Origin of the sequence: Paenibacillus pectinilyticus, from assembly GCF_001700435.1 — a bacterium.
Taxonomy (GTDB): domain Bacteria; phylum Bacillota; class Bacilli; order Paenibacillales; family NBRC-103111; genus Paenibacillus_E; species Paenibacillus_E pectinilyticus.
Window position 1 is genome coordinate 53795 of record NZ_LYPC01000014.1, and the last position, 18954, is coordinate 72748.

Consider the following 18954-nt stretch of genomic DNA (forward strand, 5'->3'; position numbering starts at 1 on the left):
AAATAAAGTGTACGTAAACCCTGATAAACACGAAGGAGCTCGTTCTATTATATGAAACGTTATTATTTTTTTGATTTTCCGATCGACCTGATGGCGATTGTTTTTGTATTTCTATTAGTTCTTCTAGCAATCTTCCTTTCTTTCCGTAAAGGTATGAAATCATGATCAATTGGACGCGCAGCGGTGAATGGCTCCAACTCCCACTTCCGCATGAGGGGTGGAAACCGCTTCGGCCAGGCGCTGTTGAGGAATTAGCAGCCTGTTTACCTGTGCCTCGCAAATACTTTCTACGTTTAGCCTCGCAAGGACTTATTCGCGTAGAAGACGGGATGGCACGGTTACGGATATTTCCTCAAGAAAAAGCAGCTTTCAAACCAGAACCCTATTCATTAGACGTTTTATACGAGGATGAGTTCGTTTTAGTCGTAAATAAACCGGCAGGGATGTCGGTTCATCCTAGCGAAGCTGGACAGGGAGGCACACTGGCTTCTGCTGTAGCGCATTATTTTGCAGTGACGGAGCAAGCTTGTGGGATTCGCCATATTCATCGTCTCGATCAGGATACGACAGGTGTTATTCTGTATGCCAAAAATGAATGGGCACACGTTTTATTGGATGAAGCGATGCGAGAGAAGCAGATTGATAGAAGGTATGTGGCGATTACAGAAGGGGTATTTCGAGTCAAAGAAGGTTGGATTGATGAGCCAATCGGCAAAGACCGTTATGTCTCTGGGAAACGTAGAGTTGCTCCGAATGGTGACGAGGCACGTACCCATTATCGGGTTCTTCAACAAATGAAACGGGGAGCACTCCTAGAGGTAGAACTCGAGACGGGAAGAACACATCAGATTAGGGTTCATCTCAGTCATGTGGGTCATCCGCTCGTCGGCGATACCCTATACGGAGGCTCATCGCGATTGTTCCATCGGCAAGCACTTCATGGCGAGAGACTTATTTTTACACATCCTGTAACTGGGGTTGAAGTCGTTGTTCATGCCCCGTATCCGATGGATTTCCAGACTTTATTGGACCAGATGTCGGCCGAATAAAAATGTAGTCATGCCTGGCCTTATCCACCCATATACTTAGAGAGACAATCAAGTATATCACCCAACAATTCGGTGCTGCTTTATCGTCCGAGTTTATGGAAGGGAGGATTCATTCGGTGTCTGAACAACAGCCTGGTTTAAGATTTGATATCTATGAACGTGTGCACTTACAAGAGAATTTGGCAGCCATACAAGAGTTGAATGAGGTTGAATTGCTTCCTCATATTCAAGTGCTAACGCTGGATGATCAAGCGATTCTGAAAGGGAACTTGCTTCTTACGGGCAATTACTTAAGTGAAGAAGGTGGAAGCCCTCGTTCACTAGAGCATTTGATTCCTGTTGAGATTACGTTGCCTCTGAACCGTATTCATCGCGTAGAAGATATTCAGGTGGAAATCGAGAATTTCGATATCGACCTCTTGTCTGCTCGCAGCCTGAATGTGACTGGCGTTCTTTCCTTACAAGGTGTGGAAATGGTATCTACACCGCAAGAAAGCTGGAAAGAGGAAGAAGAGGTTACTTTCGTGCATCAGATTGACTACCCACGATCGGAACCGATTGCTCCTTACAGCATGCCTGCTCCAATGCCTGAGCAAATCCCAGCTCCAATCGCACAGGAACAGCCAGTGCCTCAAGTGATTCAACCACCGCCTGCTCCGATGCCAATCCCTACACCGATGCCAACGCCAATGCCGTCCAATCTAATTGCGGCAGCACCAGAAGCGACGATTTCAGTCCAGCCTGATATGCCTCCAAGCGATGGCTCGGTTGCCGTTGAGTTGGAACAAATCGAGCTGAAGGTGACACCGCATGCTGACAGTACGGTTGTTACTGAGGAGAAAAAGGAGCTGAAAGTTGCCTTCGGCAAAAAGGCGACTGACGCGGTGGAGGTTAGCCCATATGGCATCAAATCGCTACTATCAAAGGCAGGCTCGTATCTTTCCGACAAGCGGATTGCGGAAGCAGAGGCGCAAGCGGCTCTTGAGGCGGAATCGCGGATAGATGCGGTAGAGTGGAAACGATTGTTTTTACAAAGCCGATCCGAATCGCAAGAGTTTAAAAAGCTGAAATTGTGTATCGTTCAGAAAGAAGATACGTTGGAATCCATCGCTAAGCGATATCAATTGACTACACGCGAGCTTCAGTTGATGAATCGTATGGGCGATCAGGATATTACAGTGGGTCAAGTTATTTATCTGCCCAGATAATAACCGATACATAGGCAAGAGCCTCTGGCTGCAAGAGCGGCTGGGGGCTCTTTATGTATTTACACGTATACAATTTCTATTTATACCCAATACTATGGAATAACCGTGACAATCATAGGATCAAGGCGGTTACATATTGACTATATGCCAAATCTTAGTTATCATATAGTGTAAATCATTTTCAAACCAACATATGGAATTGCAAGGATAGGGAGTAGTAGTCGGAACGCCCTTCAGAGAGTGGAACTGCAGCGCTGAGAGGTTCCTCAGGATACATCCGATCGAAGTCGCCCTGGAGCAGTAAATGTGAGTGTAAGCATCCGAATTATCGGTTCTTGCGTGCATTAGCATTTGCCGGTCGCAGCCGTTATCTGTTTTAAGTGTCATGTTATTTGCCATTGGGGCAATCGCATGAAATGAAGGTGGTACCACGGAAGTTATACCTTTCGTCCTTTTTGGGGCGAAAGGTTTTTTTGTGTCTATTTCATCGCTTCTATTCGATCCTTACAAATTAAACTTGCAATCACAATAACATCTACCAGGTATGGAGGTACTTTTTATGAGCGAAACCAAATTACAAACGGAAATGCCTACCACGTATGATCCGAAAGAAGCGGAACGTAAGTGGTACGATTACTGGATTAAGAACGAATTCTTCAAAGCAGGGAACCGCCCTGATGCAGAGACATACACCATTGTAATTCCGCCTCCGAACGTAACGGGGATGCTGCACATTGGGCACGCACTTGATTTTACCCTGCAAGATATTCTTGTACGCACGAAGCGGATGCAAGGCTTTGATACACTTTGGCTGCCAGGCTCTGACCATGCTGGGATTGCAACGCAAACCCGTGTGGAGCAGAAGCTTCGCGAACAAGGGCAAACCCGTTATGATTTGGGTCGCGAGAAGTTCTTGGAGAAGGTTTGGGAGTGGAAAGAATTATATGCGGATACGATCCGTGAGCAATGGGCTAAGATGGGCTTCTCTCTCGACTACTCCCGGGAACGTTTCACGCTGGATGAAGGACTTTCGCAAGCGGTCCGGGAAGTGTTCGTCAGCTTGTTTGAAAAAGGTTTGATTTATCGCGGCAACTATATTATTAACTGGGATCCGGCGGCACGCACGGCTCTTTCGGATATTGAAGTAGAGTACAAAGAAGTTCAAGGTGCCCTGTATCATTTGAAATATGAGACGACGGACGGTTCAGGCTCCATCGTAGTGGCGACAACGCGTCCAGAGACAATGTTAGGCGATACAGCGGTTGCTGTTCATCCGAAGGATGAGCGTTATAAGCATCTGATCGGCAAGTCCTTGCTGCTTCCAATCGTTAATCGTGAAATTCCCATTATTGCAGATGACTATGTTGAGAAAGAGTTCGGCAGCGGCGCGGTGAAGATTACGCCAGCCCATGATCCGAACGATTTTGAAGTAGGAAAACGTCATAATCTGCCGCAAATTCTGGTGATGGACGAAACTGGAACGATGAACGCGAACGCGGGTCCTTACCAAGGGCAAGACCGTTTCGAGTGCCGTAAGCAAATTGTTGCTGACTTGAAAGAGCAAAGTGTTCTGATCAAAATCGAAGAACACGTTCACCAAGTTGGACATAGCGAGCGTAGCGGTGCTGTTATCGAGCCATATCTATCTACACAATGGTTTGTGAAAATGCAGCCACTGGCTGATCAAGCGATTGAAGCGCAGAAATCAGGCAAAGGTGTTAATTTTGTACCGGATCGCTTCGAGAAAACGTACCTGAACTGGATTGAAAATGTACGTGATTGGTGTATTTCCCGTCAGCTTTGGTGGGGACATCGTATTCCAGCTTGGCACTGCGCAGATTGCGGTCAAATCACGGTTGCTCGTGAAGATGCTACGGCATGTTCCCATTGTCAAAGCGCCAATCTGAAACAAGATAACGATGTGTTGGATACATGGTTCAGCTCCGCTCTATGGCCTTTCTCCACACTAGGGTGGCCGAATGATTCCGAAGACATGAAGCGTTTCTACCCGACAAGTGTTCTCGTAACAGGCTACGATATCATTTATTTCTGGGTAGCTCGCATGATTTTCCAAGCGCTTGAATTCACGGATCAAATTCCGTTCAAAGATGTATTAATGCATGGCCTTGTTCGTGACTCCGAAGGGCGTAAAATGTCCAAATCACTTGGAAACGGTGTTGATCCGTTGGAAGTGATTGAGAAATACGGCGCGGACGCGATGCGCTATATGATTTCCACAAGCTCAACGCCAGGTCAGGATCTGCGCTTCCGTTGGGAGCGGGTTGAGCAAGCAAGGAATTTTGCCAATAAGATTTGGAATGCTTCGCGTTTCGCGCTCATGAATTTGGAAGGTGTAACAGCGGAAGACATTGATTTGACAGGTGTGAGCGGAACGGCAGATCGTTGGATCTTGCACCGTTTGAACGAGACAGTGCGTGATGTCACGCGCTTGATCGACAGCTATGAGTTTGGTGAAACAGGACGTCTTCTCTACAACTTTATCTGGGATGATCTCTGTGACTGGTACATTGAGTTCAGTAAATTGAGCCTATATGGCGCGGATCCTGCAGCTAAAAAGCAAACACAATCCGTTCTTGCGTATGTATTGGATCAAACGCAACGTCTGATTCATCCGTTCATGCCGTTTATCTCGGAAGAAATTTGGCAGCACTTGCCGCACGTTGGCGATACGATTACTTTGGCGGCTTGGCCGACCGAGAATGCTAACTTCGAAGCAGGAGATGCTGTTCGCGAGATGGAGTTGCTGATGGAAGCGATTCGTTCCGTTCGTAATATCCGTGCGGAAGTGAACGTGCCAATGAGTAAGAAAGTAGAGTTGCTGATTAAACCGACGAATGGTGAGACCCAAGATATTCTCCGCAAAAACGAAGAGTATTTGAAGCGTTTCTGTAACACATCCATGCTGGAGATCGATACGGATATGGCTGCACCAGACAAAGCGATGACAGCGATTATTACGGGAACTGAGCTCTTCTTGCCACTTGCAGGCTTGATCGATATCACACAAGAACTTGCTCGTTTGGACAAAGAGCTGCAATCCTTGCATGGTGAGGTTGAGCGAATTGAGAAAAAGCTGGGCAATGAAGGCTTCGTAGCGAAGGCACCTGCCAAAGTGATCGAAGAAGAGAAGGCGAAGTTAGCAGATTATGCAGATAAGCGGGACAAAGTGATTGCTCGATTAGCGGAGTTAAAAGCTTAAATAACGTAATATATACGATCGCCTGTGTTCATTAATCAGGTGATTCATATAGTAAATGAGGATGAGAACAATGGATGAGATAAAGAACCATGCGGATGCATTCCAAACCGCAAAGGAAGCCATTGACTGGATCGTGGGACGGATGGAGAAGCTCGGCATGAAGCCGGGCCTCCAACGCATGCAGTTGTTAATGGAGAAGTTAGGGAACCCTGAACGTAGACTGAAGTTCATTCATGTGGCTGGAACCAATGGCAAAGGCTCTACATGTGCGTATTTATCTTCCGTTCTTCAGGCATGTGGCTACGACGTGGGCACATTTACGTCGCCCTATTTAGTTAGTTATTCCAATCGTATTCAAGTGAACGGCATTGATATTGGAGATGACGTTTTACTCCGATTAGTGAATGATTTGAAGCCAATTGTTGATGAGATTGCTGCAACGGAAATTGGTCCGCCAACGATGTTTGAAATTTCGACAGCACTGGCAATCCTTTATTTTGGGAAAGTGGCTTATCCCGATTATGTAGTATGGGAAACAGGTCTAGGGGGAAGGCTGGATAGCACGAATATCGTGAATCCAATCGTTACCGTTATTACGAATGTTGGCCATGATCACATGGATATTTTGGGTGACACACTAGAGCTTGTTGCTGCTGAAAAGGCGGGGATTATTAAAGCTGGTGTCCCTGTTATTACAGCGGTTGAACCCGAGAACATCTGGCGCGTAATTGAGCAAACGGCCAAAGCCAAAAAGGCGACGCTGTACTCTCTTGGCGATCAATTTACGTTGACTGAAGTGACAAGTGAGCTTGATCGTCAAGCCTTCCAGTTTAATGGACCGTTTCGACCAATTCCGGACCTGTCTATCACATTGAACGGCGAGCATCAATTAAAAAACGCGGCAGTCGCTGTCATGACACTTGAAGTTCTGCGTCAATATTATGCGACCATCGTGGATGATGTGGATTTACAGAAAGGTCTACAGGGAACTAAATGGCCGGGTAGATTAGAGATGGTTTCACAGGAGCCGCGGGTTCTTCTCGATGGGGCACATAACCCAGAAGGAGCAGCTACACTCGCTGCAGCGCTTCAGAATGTCTACAGCTATAAGAAGCTCCACATGATGATTGGAATGCTAGCGACCAAGAATCATACAGGCTACTTAAGGCATATACTACCATTGGTGGATACACTTATCATTACCGAAGCTAATTTTCATAAAAAAGGGGATGCTGCTGTGCTCGCAGAAATCGCAAGCGGACTACTTCGTGAGATGAATCTCGAAGTTGACATTGTGATTGAACGCGACTGGAAGCAAGCTCTTACCTTATTAACAGATAGAACTGAGCAGGATGATCTGGCGGTCGTATCAGGCACGCTGTATTTAATCTCTGATGTTCGTTCTTGGATAACCTATCAAACCGATTCTGAAAAAGGATGGTGAGAACGGCGTGAGTCAAGCACAACACGTACATTTTATAGGAATCGGCGGATACGGCATGAGTGCCATTGCCAAAGTCATGCTTGAGATGGGATACCGGATCTCCGGCTCTGATCTAGCACAGCAAGAACTTACGGAGAAGTTGAAAGCCAAAGGCGCCAGGGTTTTTATTGGCCACGAAGCGACGAACGTTTCGGGTGCGGATCTGGTTGTCTATTCTACAGCATTATCCAAAGATAATGTGGAAATGCAAGCAGCAGAACAATTAAACATTCCGATTATTCATCGCTCGCAAATGTTAGGCAGATTGATGAATGAACGTAAGGGGATTGCTGTTGCAGGTGCCCACGGGAAGACGACGACCTCGTCTATGATTGCTTTGGTCATGGAGATTTGTGGGACAGATCCAACGTATATTATCGGTGGCGAAATCATGAATGTCGGCAGCAATGCCAAAGCGGGCAAAGGGGAGTATGTTGTTGCGGAGGCGGACGAGAGTGATGGCACGTTCCTGCAATATCATCCAACCATGGCGTTAGTCAATAATATTGAAGCGGACCACTTGGAAAATTACAATGGCGATTTCGAAAATTTGAAAAAAGCCTATGCGCAATTTCTAAGCCAAGTTAGACCTGGCGGCAAAGCGATTGTCTGTCATGACGATGAATTCCTTCGTGAAATGATTCCGCAAATTCAAAGTGAAGTGATCACGTACGGAATTGAGACGGCAGCGGATTATATCGCACGCGACATCTCACTTGGAGACCGTAAGGTTACCTTTACGGTTGAGTTCAAGGGAGCATCTTTAGGTCAAGTTAGCCTATCTGTACCAGGGAAGCATAATGTATATAATGCGCTCGCGACGTTGATCACATGCTTAGAAGCGGGTATTTCCTTCGAGAACATTGCAGAAGCGATTCAGGAGTTCCGTGGTGCCAAGCGTAGATTCCAAGTGCTTGGGGAAGTTGAAAATATTCTAGTTATTGATGACTATGCTCATCATCCAACTGAAATTCAAGCGACTATTTCTGCAGCGAAAGCAACGAAAAAACGGATCATCGCTGTGTTCCAACCGCAACGATACACACGAACCTACTACCTTTTCGAGCAGTTTAGCCGTTCCTTTTTAGAGGCAGATGAGGTTATTATTACAGATATTTATTCACCTGCAGGTGAACAACGCATTGAAGGCGTAGACTCTGCTAAATTAGTAGAGCTCATTCGCAGTAATAGCAATGCGAATGTGCAGCATATTGCTTCACGGGAAGAAGTGTTAACGTATCTAGTTGACCACGTTCAACCTGGTGATCTGGTGCTCACGATGGGAGCTGGGGATATCTGGAAGGCAGCTGACGGATTAGCCAAATCGCTTCGCAAGAAATACGAATCACATACGTAAAGAAAAGATCGCTGGAGCCATTGGCTGGAGGCGGTCTTTTTTTACCACTTTTTCGGAAATCGAGAACTTATACTTTCGTATGTGGTCATAAATAGCTTCTCTCTCTCATACTCTAGTAATAGAAGTTTGGGACAAGATGATACGGCGGTATGCCTTTTCCAACATACATACGACGAGGAGTGAGGGAAGAGAATGAAAAAAGCTAGAATTACTTATCGATTCGACGCCAAAGAAGGGCCAGATTCAACACGCCGAGCTGCGAGAGTGCATGATCAAGAAGAGAATGTGATTCCACTCTATCAAGAAGAATTCAATGTGATAGATTCCCAGGTGGATCGAGATAGCCGAGATAGGAATGAAGTGACGCCATATGAGCAGGCAGAGCGAGAGCAAGTAGAGCATTTATTTGAATCGCATGCCTTGAATACATTTACAACGGATTTCGGGAATTGGAATTCGCCAATTGAGTCCGAGGGAGAACGGGTTGAACGCATCATTCGGGAAACACAGGTAGCGCGAGAGCGGGAGCGAGTCGAGCAGGTCGACACACGGCAGACACCAGAGCAACACATTCAGCCAACGCAGCCGCGAAATCCTGTAGAAGCTTCGGAAGTGCCGAATGAATGGACAAGCTGGACTTCGAAAGAGCCGTACTTGGATTCAGGAACAAGAACACGATATGCAAAGTCGACAAACACACCGTGGTTCCGAATTGCAACGTCAGTGGCTGGAGCGGTAGTAACCGGTATCGCCTTTGGTTTCTTCGTTCTTTCGATGTTCTCTTCGGATCGCGATGCGAATGTCAGTGTGGCTACGTCGTCGACTCCGAATAAAACAACGGTCGCGTCAGCGAATCCACAAGTGGCCACAGCCACTTCTAAAGTGCAGGCTGGCGTAACGGACGGTACGCTGCCTGTAACGGCGTCTTCAGCTTTGACGGTGACACCTGTTCAAATCCCTGCGAAATCGTACACATTTTTGCAAAATGGTGTGTTTAGCTCGGTGCAAGGTGCACAAGTTGTCCAAGATTCCCTGAGCAAAAAGGGCCTTGCTTCAGCGTTGGATAACTCAGATAAACTAACCGTCTTCGTTGGCTTTGCGAAGTCAAAGGAAGACGCAACAGCGCTTCGGCAAGAGGTTCAAGCTGCTGATAAGACCGTCGAAGTGTTTATGAAAAACATGGATTTCCCCGCCATTAAGGGAATACGCTGGTCGGGAGCTAAAGCGGAGAACGTCCCCACGTATATCACAGAGGGCGATAAACTCGTCAATACGATTAGCGGCCTAACCCTTGTTCATCTTGCAGAAACGAAGCCAAGCGTATTAACGGATGCCTCCATGCAGACGATTCGCACTTCCCATCAAGCGCTGATAACGCTCGGTACGTCGATTACTGATGGAGCAGGTGACGATGTGAAACAATCGATGTCCAAAATGACAACAGCGATCAATCGTGCCGTTCAATCGATGGAAGAGTACAAAAAAACGCCTTCCCAAGCCTTGATGTGGCAAGCACAATCCTCCTTAATGCAATACATTATTGCACAGAAGGAACTGCTCAAAAGTATCAGTGCCGCTTAAATCGCTTCTGTTAAACAGCCAAAAGCCGTGTACCCACGCATTCTGTGTGGGGTACACGGCTTTTGTGCTTGTTTTTTATTTCGAAACGTAACGATCAAGCAAAGCGGCAATTTCGGCTCTAGACATCGTTTGTTCAGGCTTAAAGGAGGAGTCCGTTATGCCATTAATGATGCCTTTATCCTTTAAGGTATAGATTGCGGAAGCACTCCACAGCGACTTCGGCACATCGTCGAAGGAATCATTTGCCGTTATTTGTGCTGTAGGGGAAGTCATTTGTAGCAAACGATTGAACAAATAAGCAACTTCACCGCGAGTAATCGCCTGATTGGGACGTATTGTTCCATCTCCATATCCTGTTAGCAGCTGCAATTTGCTAGCTTTCGCAAAAACCGCACTCGCCCAGTGAGAGGCAGGCAAATCGACATAGCTTGTTGGTGCACTAGGTGCACAGCCATAAACGTTGGAGGTCACGGTCCCTGTAGTATCACAAGCAGCTGGAAGCTTGCTGAAATTGAACACGCGATCCATTAGCGTAAGGAATTCCGCTCGTGTTAGTGCGCGGTCAGGTTCGTAATTGTTACCCACGCCTTCGATAATGCCTTTGTTCTTCATCCGAAGCACAGCCGATCTTGACCAGTGGACCAACACATCTGTGAAGAGCGGTGGTTGGTATGCGGCGATTCCGTTAGCGATACCTAGCGCCATTTTGGATCGTACCGCATCATTTGCAAGTAGGGCCGCATCTCCTTTATTCGTGAGAAAGGCAGTCTCGACTAAAATACTAGGAATGATTCCCATTCTCGCCACATAAACCGCGCTTGGTGTAAGACCTAAATCTTTGGTTCCACCAGCAGCAACTAAGGCATCCTGCACATGCTGGGCTAAATCTTTGCTGTAAGGTGTTAATTGGGTCATCGTCGAGCTAGCTGGATAATCCTCTTGTGGGTATGCGCTGTCATAGTAAAGCACCATGGTGCCATTAATACTGCTGCTCGGATGCGCATTCGCATGAATGGATACGAATAAATCCGCTTGTTGGTCATTGGTGAAGGCGACTCGCTGAGCAAGCGGCCAGAACGTGTCGTTTGTTCGTGTCATCACAACATCGTAACCGCGATCAATTAATGCTTGTCGTACTTTTAACGTGATGTCCAGGTTGACATCGGTTTCACGGAGGCCTCCTATGCCGATGGCTCCTGGATCACTTCCGCCGTGACCGGCATCCAATACCACCTTATAAGCGAAGGCATGATAGGGAAATGCGATGGTGAGTAATAAGGTGAATAGGATTAATCTTTTTAGTAGAGTCATAGTTGAAATTACCTCCGGGTACTATCTTACCACATAGACTAGTATAAATTTTCGGTTCCCAAAAACTGCTTGTATAGGAGCGATAACACTTATATTTTAAAGGCGATCGCCTATCTTTGTATGGTTTCGATAGAAGTTTTCACTATCAAACGGTGTAATCGATTATATTATTTTGCATGGAAAAAAGAGGATTCTACCCGTATAATAGGCTTGTACATACATAGAGAGGATGACAGGAATGAAGAAAAGCACGTTTACATTGATTATTTTTTTAATCGTCGGCTTAATTACCGGGATTATTATTGGCCAGCTGCTGGCGCCCGTTCCTGCTCTCGCCTTTTTAACGAAATCCGTTCAAATTTCTTGGGAGCCTAAGGCGGATTTGCAAGTTCTGAAATATGAATTTCACCTTTTGGTGAAACTAAATCTATGCAGCATTATTGGATTAGTTGGAGCCTATCTCCTTTATCGGAAAGTCTAGCGATGGATGTGAGAGATTCCACAAACGTATAAATCATATTGAGGAGTTGTTTACATTGTCTACCCCTAATCAACCAAGACTGATACTTGCTTCTTCATCGCCACGGAGGCAGGAGCTTATCCAATCGTTCGGACTACCCTATATTATTCGTGTGAGTGACGCGGATGAGACCGTCGACGCTAAAGTTTCTCCTTCGGAACTCGTAGAGATCCTTTCGATTCGCAAAGCTTCAACGGTTAGAGACATGTTAGAGGCGCAAGATCAAGACGGTATAATCATCGGTTCGGATACCGTCGTTGTGTATAACGACGAAGTGCTAGGCAAGCCGGCAGATGAGCAGGATGCCTTCCGTATGCTTCAAGCGCTGCAGGGCAATACGCATCAAGTCTATAGCGGCGTTGCTTGTGTGGATGCAGAAACAGGGAAGCAAGTCGTATCTCACAGCGTGACGCATGTCCGTATGAAACCTATGTCCGATGAGCAAATTCTGCGTTACATCGCGACAGGAGAACCTAAGGATAAAGCGGGTTCATACGCGATTCAGGGCATCGGGGCGACGATCGTGAGCGGCATTGACGGAGACTATTTCACTGTTGTAGGACTACCTCTTTCTTTGTTAAGTGATTTGCTGCTTACGTTCGATATTCAAGTCCTTTAAAGACCTTCTAAGCCTATCCGTTCTAGTCCAAAATAAGGCGTTAAGATTGACTGGCTAATCTGTAACGGTTACAATGACAGTAAGCGACATGACTTCGCATTCTTCAGGGAGGTACCAACCATGAACAGCGAATTTACCATTGCCGTCCACAGTCTTGTTCTGTTAGCTCATCTGCCTGACCATATGGCGACTAGCGAAGAAATTGCAGCGAATGTATCTACTCACTCTGCAAGAATTCGTAAGGTCATGGGCTTTTTGCGAAAAGCAGGCTATGTCTCCACGAAGGAAGGCATTGGTGGCGGATTTATATTGAGTTGTAAACCGGAGGAAGTAACCCTCGGTGAGATTTATCGTTTAACCTGCCAAGGCACTTTGAAGCCAAGCTGGTGCTCGGGAGATGAGAGCAAACCCTGCGTGATTTCATCGAAGATGGATAAATTGATGGGGAAGGTTTTCTGTGATGCCGAGAAGCAAATGGAGAACTACTTTGAAGGTCATACGATCGGCAGTATGCTTGAACAAATAAAAGTTATGGATTGTCCGCAATCGAATAGCAAATCCTTATCCTAGAAGCCCTCGGATCTCACCAATCCGCGGGCTTTTGTTGTCTTTAGGGGTCTGCATCCCGATGAATGGGATAGGAATAAGTAACACAACCTACATAACGGAAGAGGGGAATACATGGAAAGCTCAAGCTTGATGATAAGAGAAGTTCCGATGGAAGAAAGACCGCGGGAGCGCATGCTCCAACTGGGCGCGGGGGCATTAAGCCATGCTGAGCTTCTCGCCATTTTGTTACGGACAGGTACCGTATCTGAATCAGCGATCAGTCTCGCAAGCCGAATTCTGAGTGAAAGCGGCGGGCTGCGCAGTCTCGTAGATATGAGTAAGGACCAGCTGACACAAATCAAGGGTATCGGTGATGCGAAAGCTTTACAAATTCAAGCCGGGATTGAACTAGGCCGCCGACTAGCCAAAAGTACATACGAAGAGCGAGTCACTATTCGCTCTCCGAAGGATATCGCGGATTTGATGAGTGAGGAGCTTCGCTATTTGCAAAAGGAGCATTTCGTTTGCTTGTTTTTGAACACGAAGAATCATGTCATCGCCCAAGAAACGTTATCGATGGGCAGCTTGAATGCGTCAATCGTTCACCCAAGGGAAGTGTTTCGGGCAGCTATTAAGCGAAGCAGCGCTTCGATCATCTGTGTACATAATCATCCAAGTGGAGATCCAACCCCAAGTCCGGAAGATATTAGTCTGACTGGGCGGTTAGTAGAAGCTGGAGCAATAATTGGTATTGAAGTGTTAGATCATGTTATCATTGGAGATCAGAGATTTATAAGTTTGAAGGAACAAGGCTTTATGTAATATAATAGAACACGCAACAGGAAAGGAGCCGTTTGTATGTTTGGTGGTTTTACGAAAGATCTAGGCATCGATTTGGGTACTGCGAATACGCTGGTATATGTAAAAGGCAGAGGAATTATCGTAAGGGAGCCTTCGGTGGTTGCCCTTCGTACTGATACGAAAACAATTGAGGCAGTTGGTGAAGCTGCTAAGAAAATGATCGGGCGCACACCGGGCAACATTCGTGCCATTCGTCCAATGAAAGACGGTGTCATTGCCGATTTCGACACGACGGCGACCATGATCCGTTACTTTATTCGACAGGCTCAGAAGCAGCGCTGGTTGTTTCAACGTCATCCGAATGTGATGGTGTGTGTGCCTTCAGGAATTACAGCGGTTGAGAAGCGTGCTGTAGAGGACGCCACGAAGCAAGCAGGGGCTAGAGAGGCCTACACGATAGAGGAGCCATTCGCGGCTGCTATTGGTGCGGACTTGCCTGTTTGGGAACCGACAGGGAGTATGGTTGTGGATATCGGTGGGGGAACGACGGAAGTCGCTGTTATTTCACTCGGAGGCATTGTAACGAGTCGGTCCATTCGTATTGCTGGGGATGAGATGGACGAGGCCATTATCCAATATATTAAACGTACATACAATTTGATGATTGGTGAACGAACAGCCGAAACACTCAAAATGGAGATTGGTTCCGCCTTAACCATGGAGAAAGCAGAATCGATTGAAATTCGGGGACGTGATCTCGTGAGTGGGCTGCCCAAAACGCTTAGTGTGACTTCGGTTGAGATTACAGAATCGTTAGCGGATACGGTTAGTGCCATTGTTGATGCGGTGAAGGTAACGCTTGAGAAATGCCCACCGGAGCTTTCTGCGGATATTATGGATCGCGGTATCGTGTTGACGGGGGGAGGCGGATTGCTCCGTAATCTAGATCGCCTTTTGGCAAGAGAAACAGGAATGCCGGTTATGGTAGCTGAGAATCCACTTGATTGCGTAGCCATTGGCACAGGTCGTGCCTTAGAAAATATTCATTTATTTAAGAATAAATCAGGTTCTGGTTCAAGGTATAAGGGTTAATTATCGTTAGAAGGTGCCAATTTGTTTAAATTCATGGGAAATAAGCGACTCATTTTTCTTATGTCCGGTTTAGTCTGTTTCTTTATCTTAATGGGGCTAACACTCGGCAATCGAGGGCCAATGACTTGGCCTGAGAAATTTGTTAAAGATTCGGTTTCATGGACGCAAGGACTCTTCTACAAGCCCGCTGCGCAGGTAGCGGGTTTCTTTGAAGATATCAGACAACTCCGTGTCATCTATGAAGAAAATAAAACGTTGAAGCTGACGCTTACGCAGTATGCGCGAGATACACAGCGATTGAACGATCTGGAATCACAGAACAAAAGGCTTATGGAAGCGTTAGGCTTCACTGAGCGCCAGCGACAATCTAACAATTACACGTATCGGATTGCAGAGGTTGTTACCATTGATCCGGATCCGTACAACAGCACCGTGACCATTAATTTGGGCGACAAAGACGGGATTAAGGAGAATATGGCGGTCATGACCGTGGATGGCTTGGTAGGAAGAGTAAGCAAGGTATTTGGCTTCCATTCCAACGTGCAGCTGCTAACGGAAACGAATGATACCGATAACAACTCCAAGGCGATTGCCGTCACTGTAAAAGGAAATGATCAACAGCCATTCGGGATGATTGAGTCTTACGATCCCAAAACAGGCGAGTTGGTCATGAACAAGGTTGAGCATGCCGATGACATGAAAATCGGCGATACGATTATTACGTCGGGCTTGGGTCAAGTGTTTCCTAGTGGGATTGAAGTAGGGACGATCTCATCTATTGGCCCTGGTGAATTTGGGATTACCTACAAAGTCATGGTGAAGCCTAAAGCTTCCTTTAATCGGATCCGTGAAGTATTCGTTGTAGAAGTTCCGGAAGTGAAATGAGGTGAGCCGAGAAGTGAATAGACATATCTTATGGCTCATCCTGTTTGCTCTGTTTATCCTTCAGGGCACTTTGGTTGTGTGGCTGCTGCCGGCCTCATGGCAATCGATTGTCTTTGTAACACCCCATTTAACCTTAGTGTTTATCATGTTTATTGGACTTTTTCATCATCGTCATGCCGCTTTAATCTATGGTCTTTTGTTTGGTTTATTACACGATTTCACTTATTATGGCGCTATGTTAGGCGTCTACTCGTTCAGCATGGGACTTGTCGGCTACCTGGCAGGACTTGCCCAACGAAAGCAACCTAATTTAATTTTTTATAATTTGTTGATTGCAAGCCTTGGCTTACTCTTGTTTGAGTTTCTCGATTACGGAATTAATCGATTATTCAAGCTGATTGCGATTGATTTGAATTTTGCTCTCACCCATTACATGCTCCCAAGTGTTCTATTCAATTTACTGGTGGCCTTGGTTTGCTACGTTCCCATTCGCAAGTTACTTGAAGGAAAACGACTCGCTCCTTCTGGGAATGAAGATTAATTTTCCAGGCAATAAGCAGGAGAAATCAGAGCAGGGGCCGAAATGTATAGGTTGGGAGGTCGTCATGCCATTATGTCTGTAGCGAAGCACCATGTGATGATAAAAGGGGTCAAGGATGGCCTTGTTTTTTTACTAAATGACGCATGCGATTGGCAAGAGCTGCTGCAGGAATTGCAGCATAAGCTCGAGAAAACGCATCAACAAATATTAACGGGTCCTATTATTCATGTGAATGTCAAATTGGGTAGCCGCGAGGCGACGGATGAACAGAAAGAAGAGATTCGTTCTGTCATTAAGCAGAAGGGGAACCTTTTGATTCAGTCGATCGAAAGTGAACCGGTGAATGTGGAAGCGCCACCTGAGCCCAAAGTTACGATGACAACGCTCAAAGGGATGATCCGTTCAGGACAAACCCTTCATAATGAAGGGGATCTGCTTTATTTAGGTGATGTTAACCCAGGTGGAATTATTTCCGCTACGGGCAACATTTACATCATGGGTTCACTTCGCGGTATGGCTCACGCAGGGTCAGAGGGCGATGAGAAGGCCATCATAGCCGCTTCCCATATGCGTCCAACGCAATTACGAATTGCGGGCGTGATCAGTCGTTCACCTGATGAATGGGAAATCGACGAGGCTTTTATGGAATTTGCCTATGTCAAAGAAGGTAAAATGGAAATCGACAAGCTGCATCAGCTTCATCGGATTTGGCCTGATGCTCCGATCAAATAACAATTGTGATAAGTATAATAAATGTGTCTGGGGTGAGGAATATGGGAGAGGCTATCGTTGTCACCTCGGGTAAAGGTGGCGTTGGTAAGACAACAACTTCCGCTAATCTAGGGACTGCACTCGCACTTCTAGGTAAGAAAGTATGTATGGTAGATACCGATATTGGTTTACGTAATTTGGACGTGGTTATGGGTTTGGAGAATCGAATTATCTACGATCTTGTGGACGTTGCGGAAGGGCGCTGCCGTTTGCCGCAGGCGTTAATTAAAGATAAGCGCTTTGATGAATTATATTTGCTGCCGGCCGCACAAACGAAGGACAAACATGCGGTTTCACCTGAACAGGTGCGTACGATCATTTTGGAACTCAAAAATGATTTTGAATATGTCATTATCGATTGCCCTGCGGGCATCGAGCAAGGGTTCAAGAACGCTGTAGCAGGTGCGGACAAAGCCATTGTTGTCACCACGCCGGAAAATGCAGCTGTTCGTGATGCGGATCGCATTATCGGTCTACTGGAGAATGAGAAGATTTCCTCACCCAAGCTTGTGATCAATCGGATCCGTCCTCAGATGGTGAAGAAAGGCGAGATGCTGGACATCGACGAAATTTGCTCAGTACTTGCTATTGATTTGTTAGGCATCGTGCCAGACGATGAGCATGTCATCAAAGCAGCTAATATGGGCGAGCCTACCGTTATGAATCCATCTTCGCGTGCAGCGATTGCCTATCGGAATATTGCTCGGCGTATTGTTGGCGATACCGTGCCGCTTATGCAGCTTGAGGACAAAACCGGTTGGGTCAAACGTATGAAAAAGTTTATTGGAATAGGATGATTGTTCTGTGTTTGCCAAGCTGAAAAACATTGATATTCCAATTGTTGTGATTCTCCTTGCCTTTGCGGTCATAAGTACGATGATGGTGTACAGTGCTTCTGTGGATCATCCAACGATTCATATCAGCGTTATGAAAATTCTTATCTTATACGGTGTAAGTTTAGTTGCTTTCTTGGCTTGCAGCCTGTTTGATTACAGAGTTCTTCTGCGTATTGCACCTTATCTATATGGGATTGGCATTGTTTCTTTGATTGCTGTCTATTTTTTGGGTGGGAAAATTCATGGTGCGCGGGGCTGGTTCGAGCTTCCTGGGGGTCTGACCTTTCAACCTGCAGAGCTGGTCAAACTCATCTTGATTATCTGTGTGACGGCAATCCTTGCCAGGCGCGGTGGGGACCTGCTGCAAGTAAGAAATGACATTATTCCCGTGATTCTCACCGTATTAGTGCCTTTCCTACTCGTACTCATTCAGCCGGATTTAGGGAATGCGATCATATTTATCATTATATTATTGGGCATGATTTGGATTGGTAATATCAAATACTCCCAAGTGCTCATAAGTGTTGTTGTCGTGGTTGGCGTAGGCTTCCTGACGCTTACATTGTACAAAACATTTCATCAGAGTTTGTTCGATCTACTCAAGCCGTATGGCTTCACCCATTGGATGGATCGTATTGATACATTCTTATATCCACAGGATGTTTCCTCCGATGACAGTTATCAAGTGCGAAATGCAGTCCGTGCGATTGGTTCAGGCGGTTTGGATGGCGAAGGCTTCCTCAAAGGAACATCCGTTCACAGTAACTTCATCCCCTTTGCGTATTCAGATTCTATTTTCGTAGTCGTTGGGGAAGAATTCGGGTTCCGAGGTGCTGCGGTCCTGCTGCTTATTTACTTCTTGCTTATTTATCGGATGATTCTCATTTCCATTCAAAGTACGAATCTCAGTGGTGCCTATATCGTCGTTGGCGTTGTGTCCATGTTCGTATTTCAAATTTTTGAAAATGTTGGCATGATGATTGGCATTATGCCTTTGACGGGCATCACGCTTCCCTTCGTCAGCTATGGGGGAACATCGCTCATGATCAATATGCTCTCCATCGGTCTTGTCATGAGTGTCAAGCTGCATCAGGAGCGAGCGCCTGAATTGTTTTAACCAATAGCATGAAA

At 46.2% G+C, this 18954-nt stretch carries 17 protein-coding genes and 1 other annotated feature; of the genes, 16 read left to right on the forward strand and 1 reads right to left on the reverse strand.

Going from position 1 to position 18954, the window contains the following annotated elements; all coding sequences use genetic code 11:
• Nucleotides 1–161 precede the first annotated feature (161 nt).
• The 6 genes from A8709_RS07885 to A8709_RS07910 all read left to right on the forward strand — a co-directional run bounded on the left by A8709_RS07885 (nucleotide 162) and on the right by A8709_RS07910 (nucleotide 9898).
• Nucleotides 162–1049 carry an RluA family pseudouridine synthase gene (locus A8709_RS07885; protein WP_065851755.1) on the forward strand — a complete coding sequence of 296 codons (888 nt, stop codon included), beginning with the start codon at nucleotides 162–164 and terminating at the stop codon, nucleotides 1047–1049.
• A gap of 116 nt (nucleotides 1050–1165) precedes the next feature.
• On the forward strand, nucleotides 1166–2257 hold the full coding sequence (locus A8709_RS07890; protein WP_065851757.1) for a LysM peptidoglycan-binding domain-containing protein: 1092 nt from the start codon (nucleotides 1166–1168) through the stop codon (nucleotides 2255–2257).
• A gap of 195 nt (nucleotides 2258–2452) precedes the next feature.
• Nucleotides 2453–2714, forward strand: a binding site (T-box leader).
• A 102-nt stretch (nucleotides 2715–2816) separates the two neighbouring features.
• Nucleotides 2817–5477, forward strand: a complete 2661-nt coding sequence (locus A8709_RS07895; protein ID WP_065851759.1) for a valine--tRNA ligase — start codon at nucleotides 2817–2819, stop codon at nucleotides 5475–5477.
• 70 nt (nucleotides 5478–5547) lie between these two features.
• Nucleotides 5548–6921 (forward strand): bifunctional folylpolyglutamate synthase/dihydrofolate synthase, encoded by a 1374-nt coding sequence (locus A8709_RS07900; protein ID WP_084224747.1) that lies wholly within the window; start codon nucleotides 5548–5550, stop codon nucleotides 6919–6921.
• Between the two features lie 7 nt (nucleotides 6922–6928).
• Nucleotides 6929–8317, forward strand: a complete 1389-nt coding sequence (gene murC / locus A8709_RS07905; RefSeq protein WP_065851761.1) for a UDP-N-acetylmuramate--L-alanine ligase — start codon at nucleotides 6929–6931, stop codon at nucleotides 8315–8317.
• Nucleotides 8318–8509: 192 nt separating this feature from the next.
• Nucleotides 8510–9898 carry a hypothetical protein gene (locus tag A8709_RS07910; RefSeq protein ID WP_065851762.1) on the forward strand — a complete coding sequence of 463 codons (1389 nt, stop codon included), beginning with the start codon at nucleotides 8510–8512 and terminating at the stop codon, nucleotides 9896–9898.
• A 75-nt stretch (nucleotides 9899–9973) separates the two neighbouring features.
• On the opposite strand, the gene A8709_RS07915 is transcribed toward A8709_RS07910, so the two are convergent.
• Nucleotides 9974–11209, reverse strand: coding sequence for an N-acetylmuramoyl-L-alanine amidase (locus tag A8709_RS07915; RefSeq protein WP_065851765.1), 1236 nt, complete (start codon nucleotides 11207–11209; stop codon nucleotides 9974–9976).
• A gap of 238 nt (nucleotides 11210–11447) precedes the next feature.
• Here A8709_RS07915 and A8709_RS07920 point away from each other — a divergent pair, with 238 nt between their 5' ends.
• From A8709_RS07920 to A8709_RS07965, 10 genes are all read left to right on the forward strand, one after another.
• The gene (locus A8709_RS07920) at nucleotides 11448–11690 is read left to right on the forward strand and encodes a DUF4321 domain-containing protein (protein WP_065851767.1); all 243 of its coding nucleotides are present in this window, start codon (nucleotides 11448–11450) and stop codon (nucleotides 11688–11690) included.
• Nucleotides 11691–11745: 55 nt separating this feature from the next.
• Complete coding sequence (locus tag A8709_RS07925) at nucleotides 11746–12348, forward strand: Maf family protein (RefSeq protein ID WP_065851768.1); 603 nt, start codon at nucleotides 11746–11748, stop codon at nucleotides 12346–12348.
• Between the two features lie 120 nt (nucleotides 12349–12468).
• On the forward strand, nucleotides 12469–12918 hold the full coding sequence (locus A8709_RS07930; protein WP_065851770.1) for an RrF2 family transcriptional regulator: 450 nt from the start codon (nucleotides 12469–12471) through the stop codon (nucleotides 12916–12918).
• 111 nt (nucleotides 12919–13029) lie between these two features.
• Nucleotides 13030–13719, forward strand: a complete 690-nt coding sequence (gene radC / locus A8709_RS07935; RefSeq protein WP_065851772.1) for a RadC family protein — start codon at nucleotides 13030–13032, stop codon at nucleotides 13717–13719.
• 36 nt (nucleotides 13720–13755) lie between these two features.
• The gene (locus A8709_RS07940; protein ID WP_065851774.1) at nucleotides 13756–14790 is read left to right on the forward strand and encodes a rod shape-determining protein; all 1035 of its coding nucleotides are present in this window, start codon (nucleotides 13756–13758) and stop codon (nucleotides 14788–14790) included.
• A 21-nt stretch (nucleotides 14791–14811) separates the two neighbouring features.
• Entirely contained in the window at nucleotides 14812–15675 is an 864-nt protein-coding gene (gene mreC, locus A8709_RS07945; protein WP_244163132.1) for a rod shape-determining protein MreC, read from the forward strand.
• A 13-nt stretch (nucleotides 15676–15688) separates the two neighbouring features.
• The gene (gene mreD, locus A8709_RS07950; RefSeq protein ID WP_065852600.1) at nucleotides 15689–16216 is read left to right on the forward strand and encodes a rod shape-determining protein MreD; all 528 of its coding nucleotides are present in this window, start codon (nucleotides 15689–15691) and stop codon (nucleotides 16214–16216) included.
• A gap of 72 nt (nucleotides 16217–16288) precedes the next feature.
• The gene (minC, locus tag A8709_RS07955; protein WP_065851776.1) at nucleotides 16289–16948 is read left to right on the forward strand and encodes a septum site-determining protein MinC; all 660 of its coding nucleotides are present in this window, start codon (nucleotides 16289–16291) and stop codon (nucleotides 16946–16948) included.
• A gap of 41 nt (nucleotides 16949–16989) precedes the next feature.
• Nucleotides 16990–17784 (forward strand): septum site-determining protein MinD, encoded by a 795-nt coding sequence (gene minD / locus A8709_RS07960; protein ID WP_065851777.1) that lies wholly within the window; start codon nucleotides 16990–16992, stop codon nucleotides 17782–17784.
• A 7-nt stretch (nucleotides 17785–17791) separates the two neighbouring features.
• Nucleotides 17792–18940: an FtsW/RodA/SpoVE family cell cycle protein gene (locus A8709_RS07965; RefSeq protein WP_065851779.1), complete on the forward strand. Its 1149-nt coding sequence runs from the start codon at nucleotides 17792–17794 to the stop codon at nucleotides 18938–18940.
• The last annotated feature ends 14 nt before the right edge of the window (nucleotides 18941–18954 follow it).

Bases quoted from the DNA above. Each gene is read 5' to 3' on its own strand.
- radC (WP_065851772.1), top strand. From the start codon at position 13,030: ATGGAAAGCTCAAGCTTGATGATAAGAGAAGTTCCGATGGAAGAAAGA.
- A8709_RS07930 (WP_065851770.1), top strand. From the start codon at position 12,469: ATGAACAGCGAATTTACCATTGCCGTCCACAGTCTTGTTCTGTTAGCT.
- A8709_RS07920 (WP_065851767.1), top strand. From the start codon at position 11,448: ATGAAGAAAAGCACGTTTACATTGATTATTTTTTTAATCGTCGGCTTA.
- minC (WP_065851776.1), top strand. From the start codon at position 16,289: ATGTCTGTAGCGAAGCACCATGTGATGATAAAAGGGGTCAAGGATGGC.
- A8709_RS07915 (WP_065851765.1), bottom strand. From the start codon at position 11,209: ATGACTCTACTAAAAAGATTAATCCTATTCACCTTATTACTCACCATC.
- A8709_RS07885 (WP_065851755.1), top strand. From the start codon at position 162: ATGATCAATTGGACGCGCAGCGGTGAATGGCTCCAACTCCCACTTCCG.
- A8709_RS07910 (WP_065851762.1), top strand. From the start codon at position 8,510: ATGAAAAAAGCTAGAATTACTTATCGATTCGACGCCAAAGAAGGGCCA.
- A8709_RS07940 (WP_065851774.1), top strand. From the start codon at position 13,756: ATGTTTGGTGGTTTTACGAAAGATCTAGGCATCGATTTGGGTACTGCG.
- minD (WP_065851777.1), top strand. From the start codon at position 16,990: ATGGGAGAGGCTATCGTTGTCACCTCGGGTAAAGGTGGCGTTGGTAAG.
- A8709_RS07900 (WP_084224747.1), top strand. From the start codon at position 5,548: ATGGATGAGATAAAGAACCATGCGGATGCATTCCAAACCGCAAAGGAA.
- A8709_RS07895 (WP_065851759.1), top strand. From the start codon at position 2,817: ATGAGCGAAACCAAATTACAAACGGAAATGCCTACCACGTATGATCCG.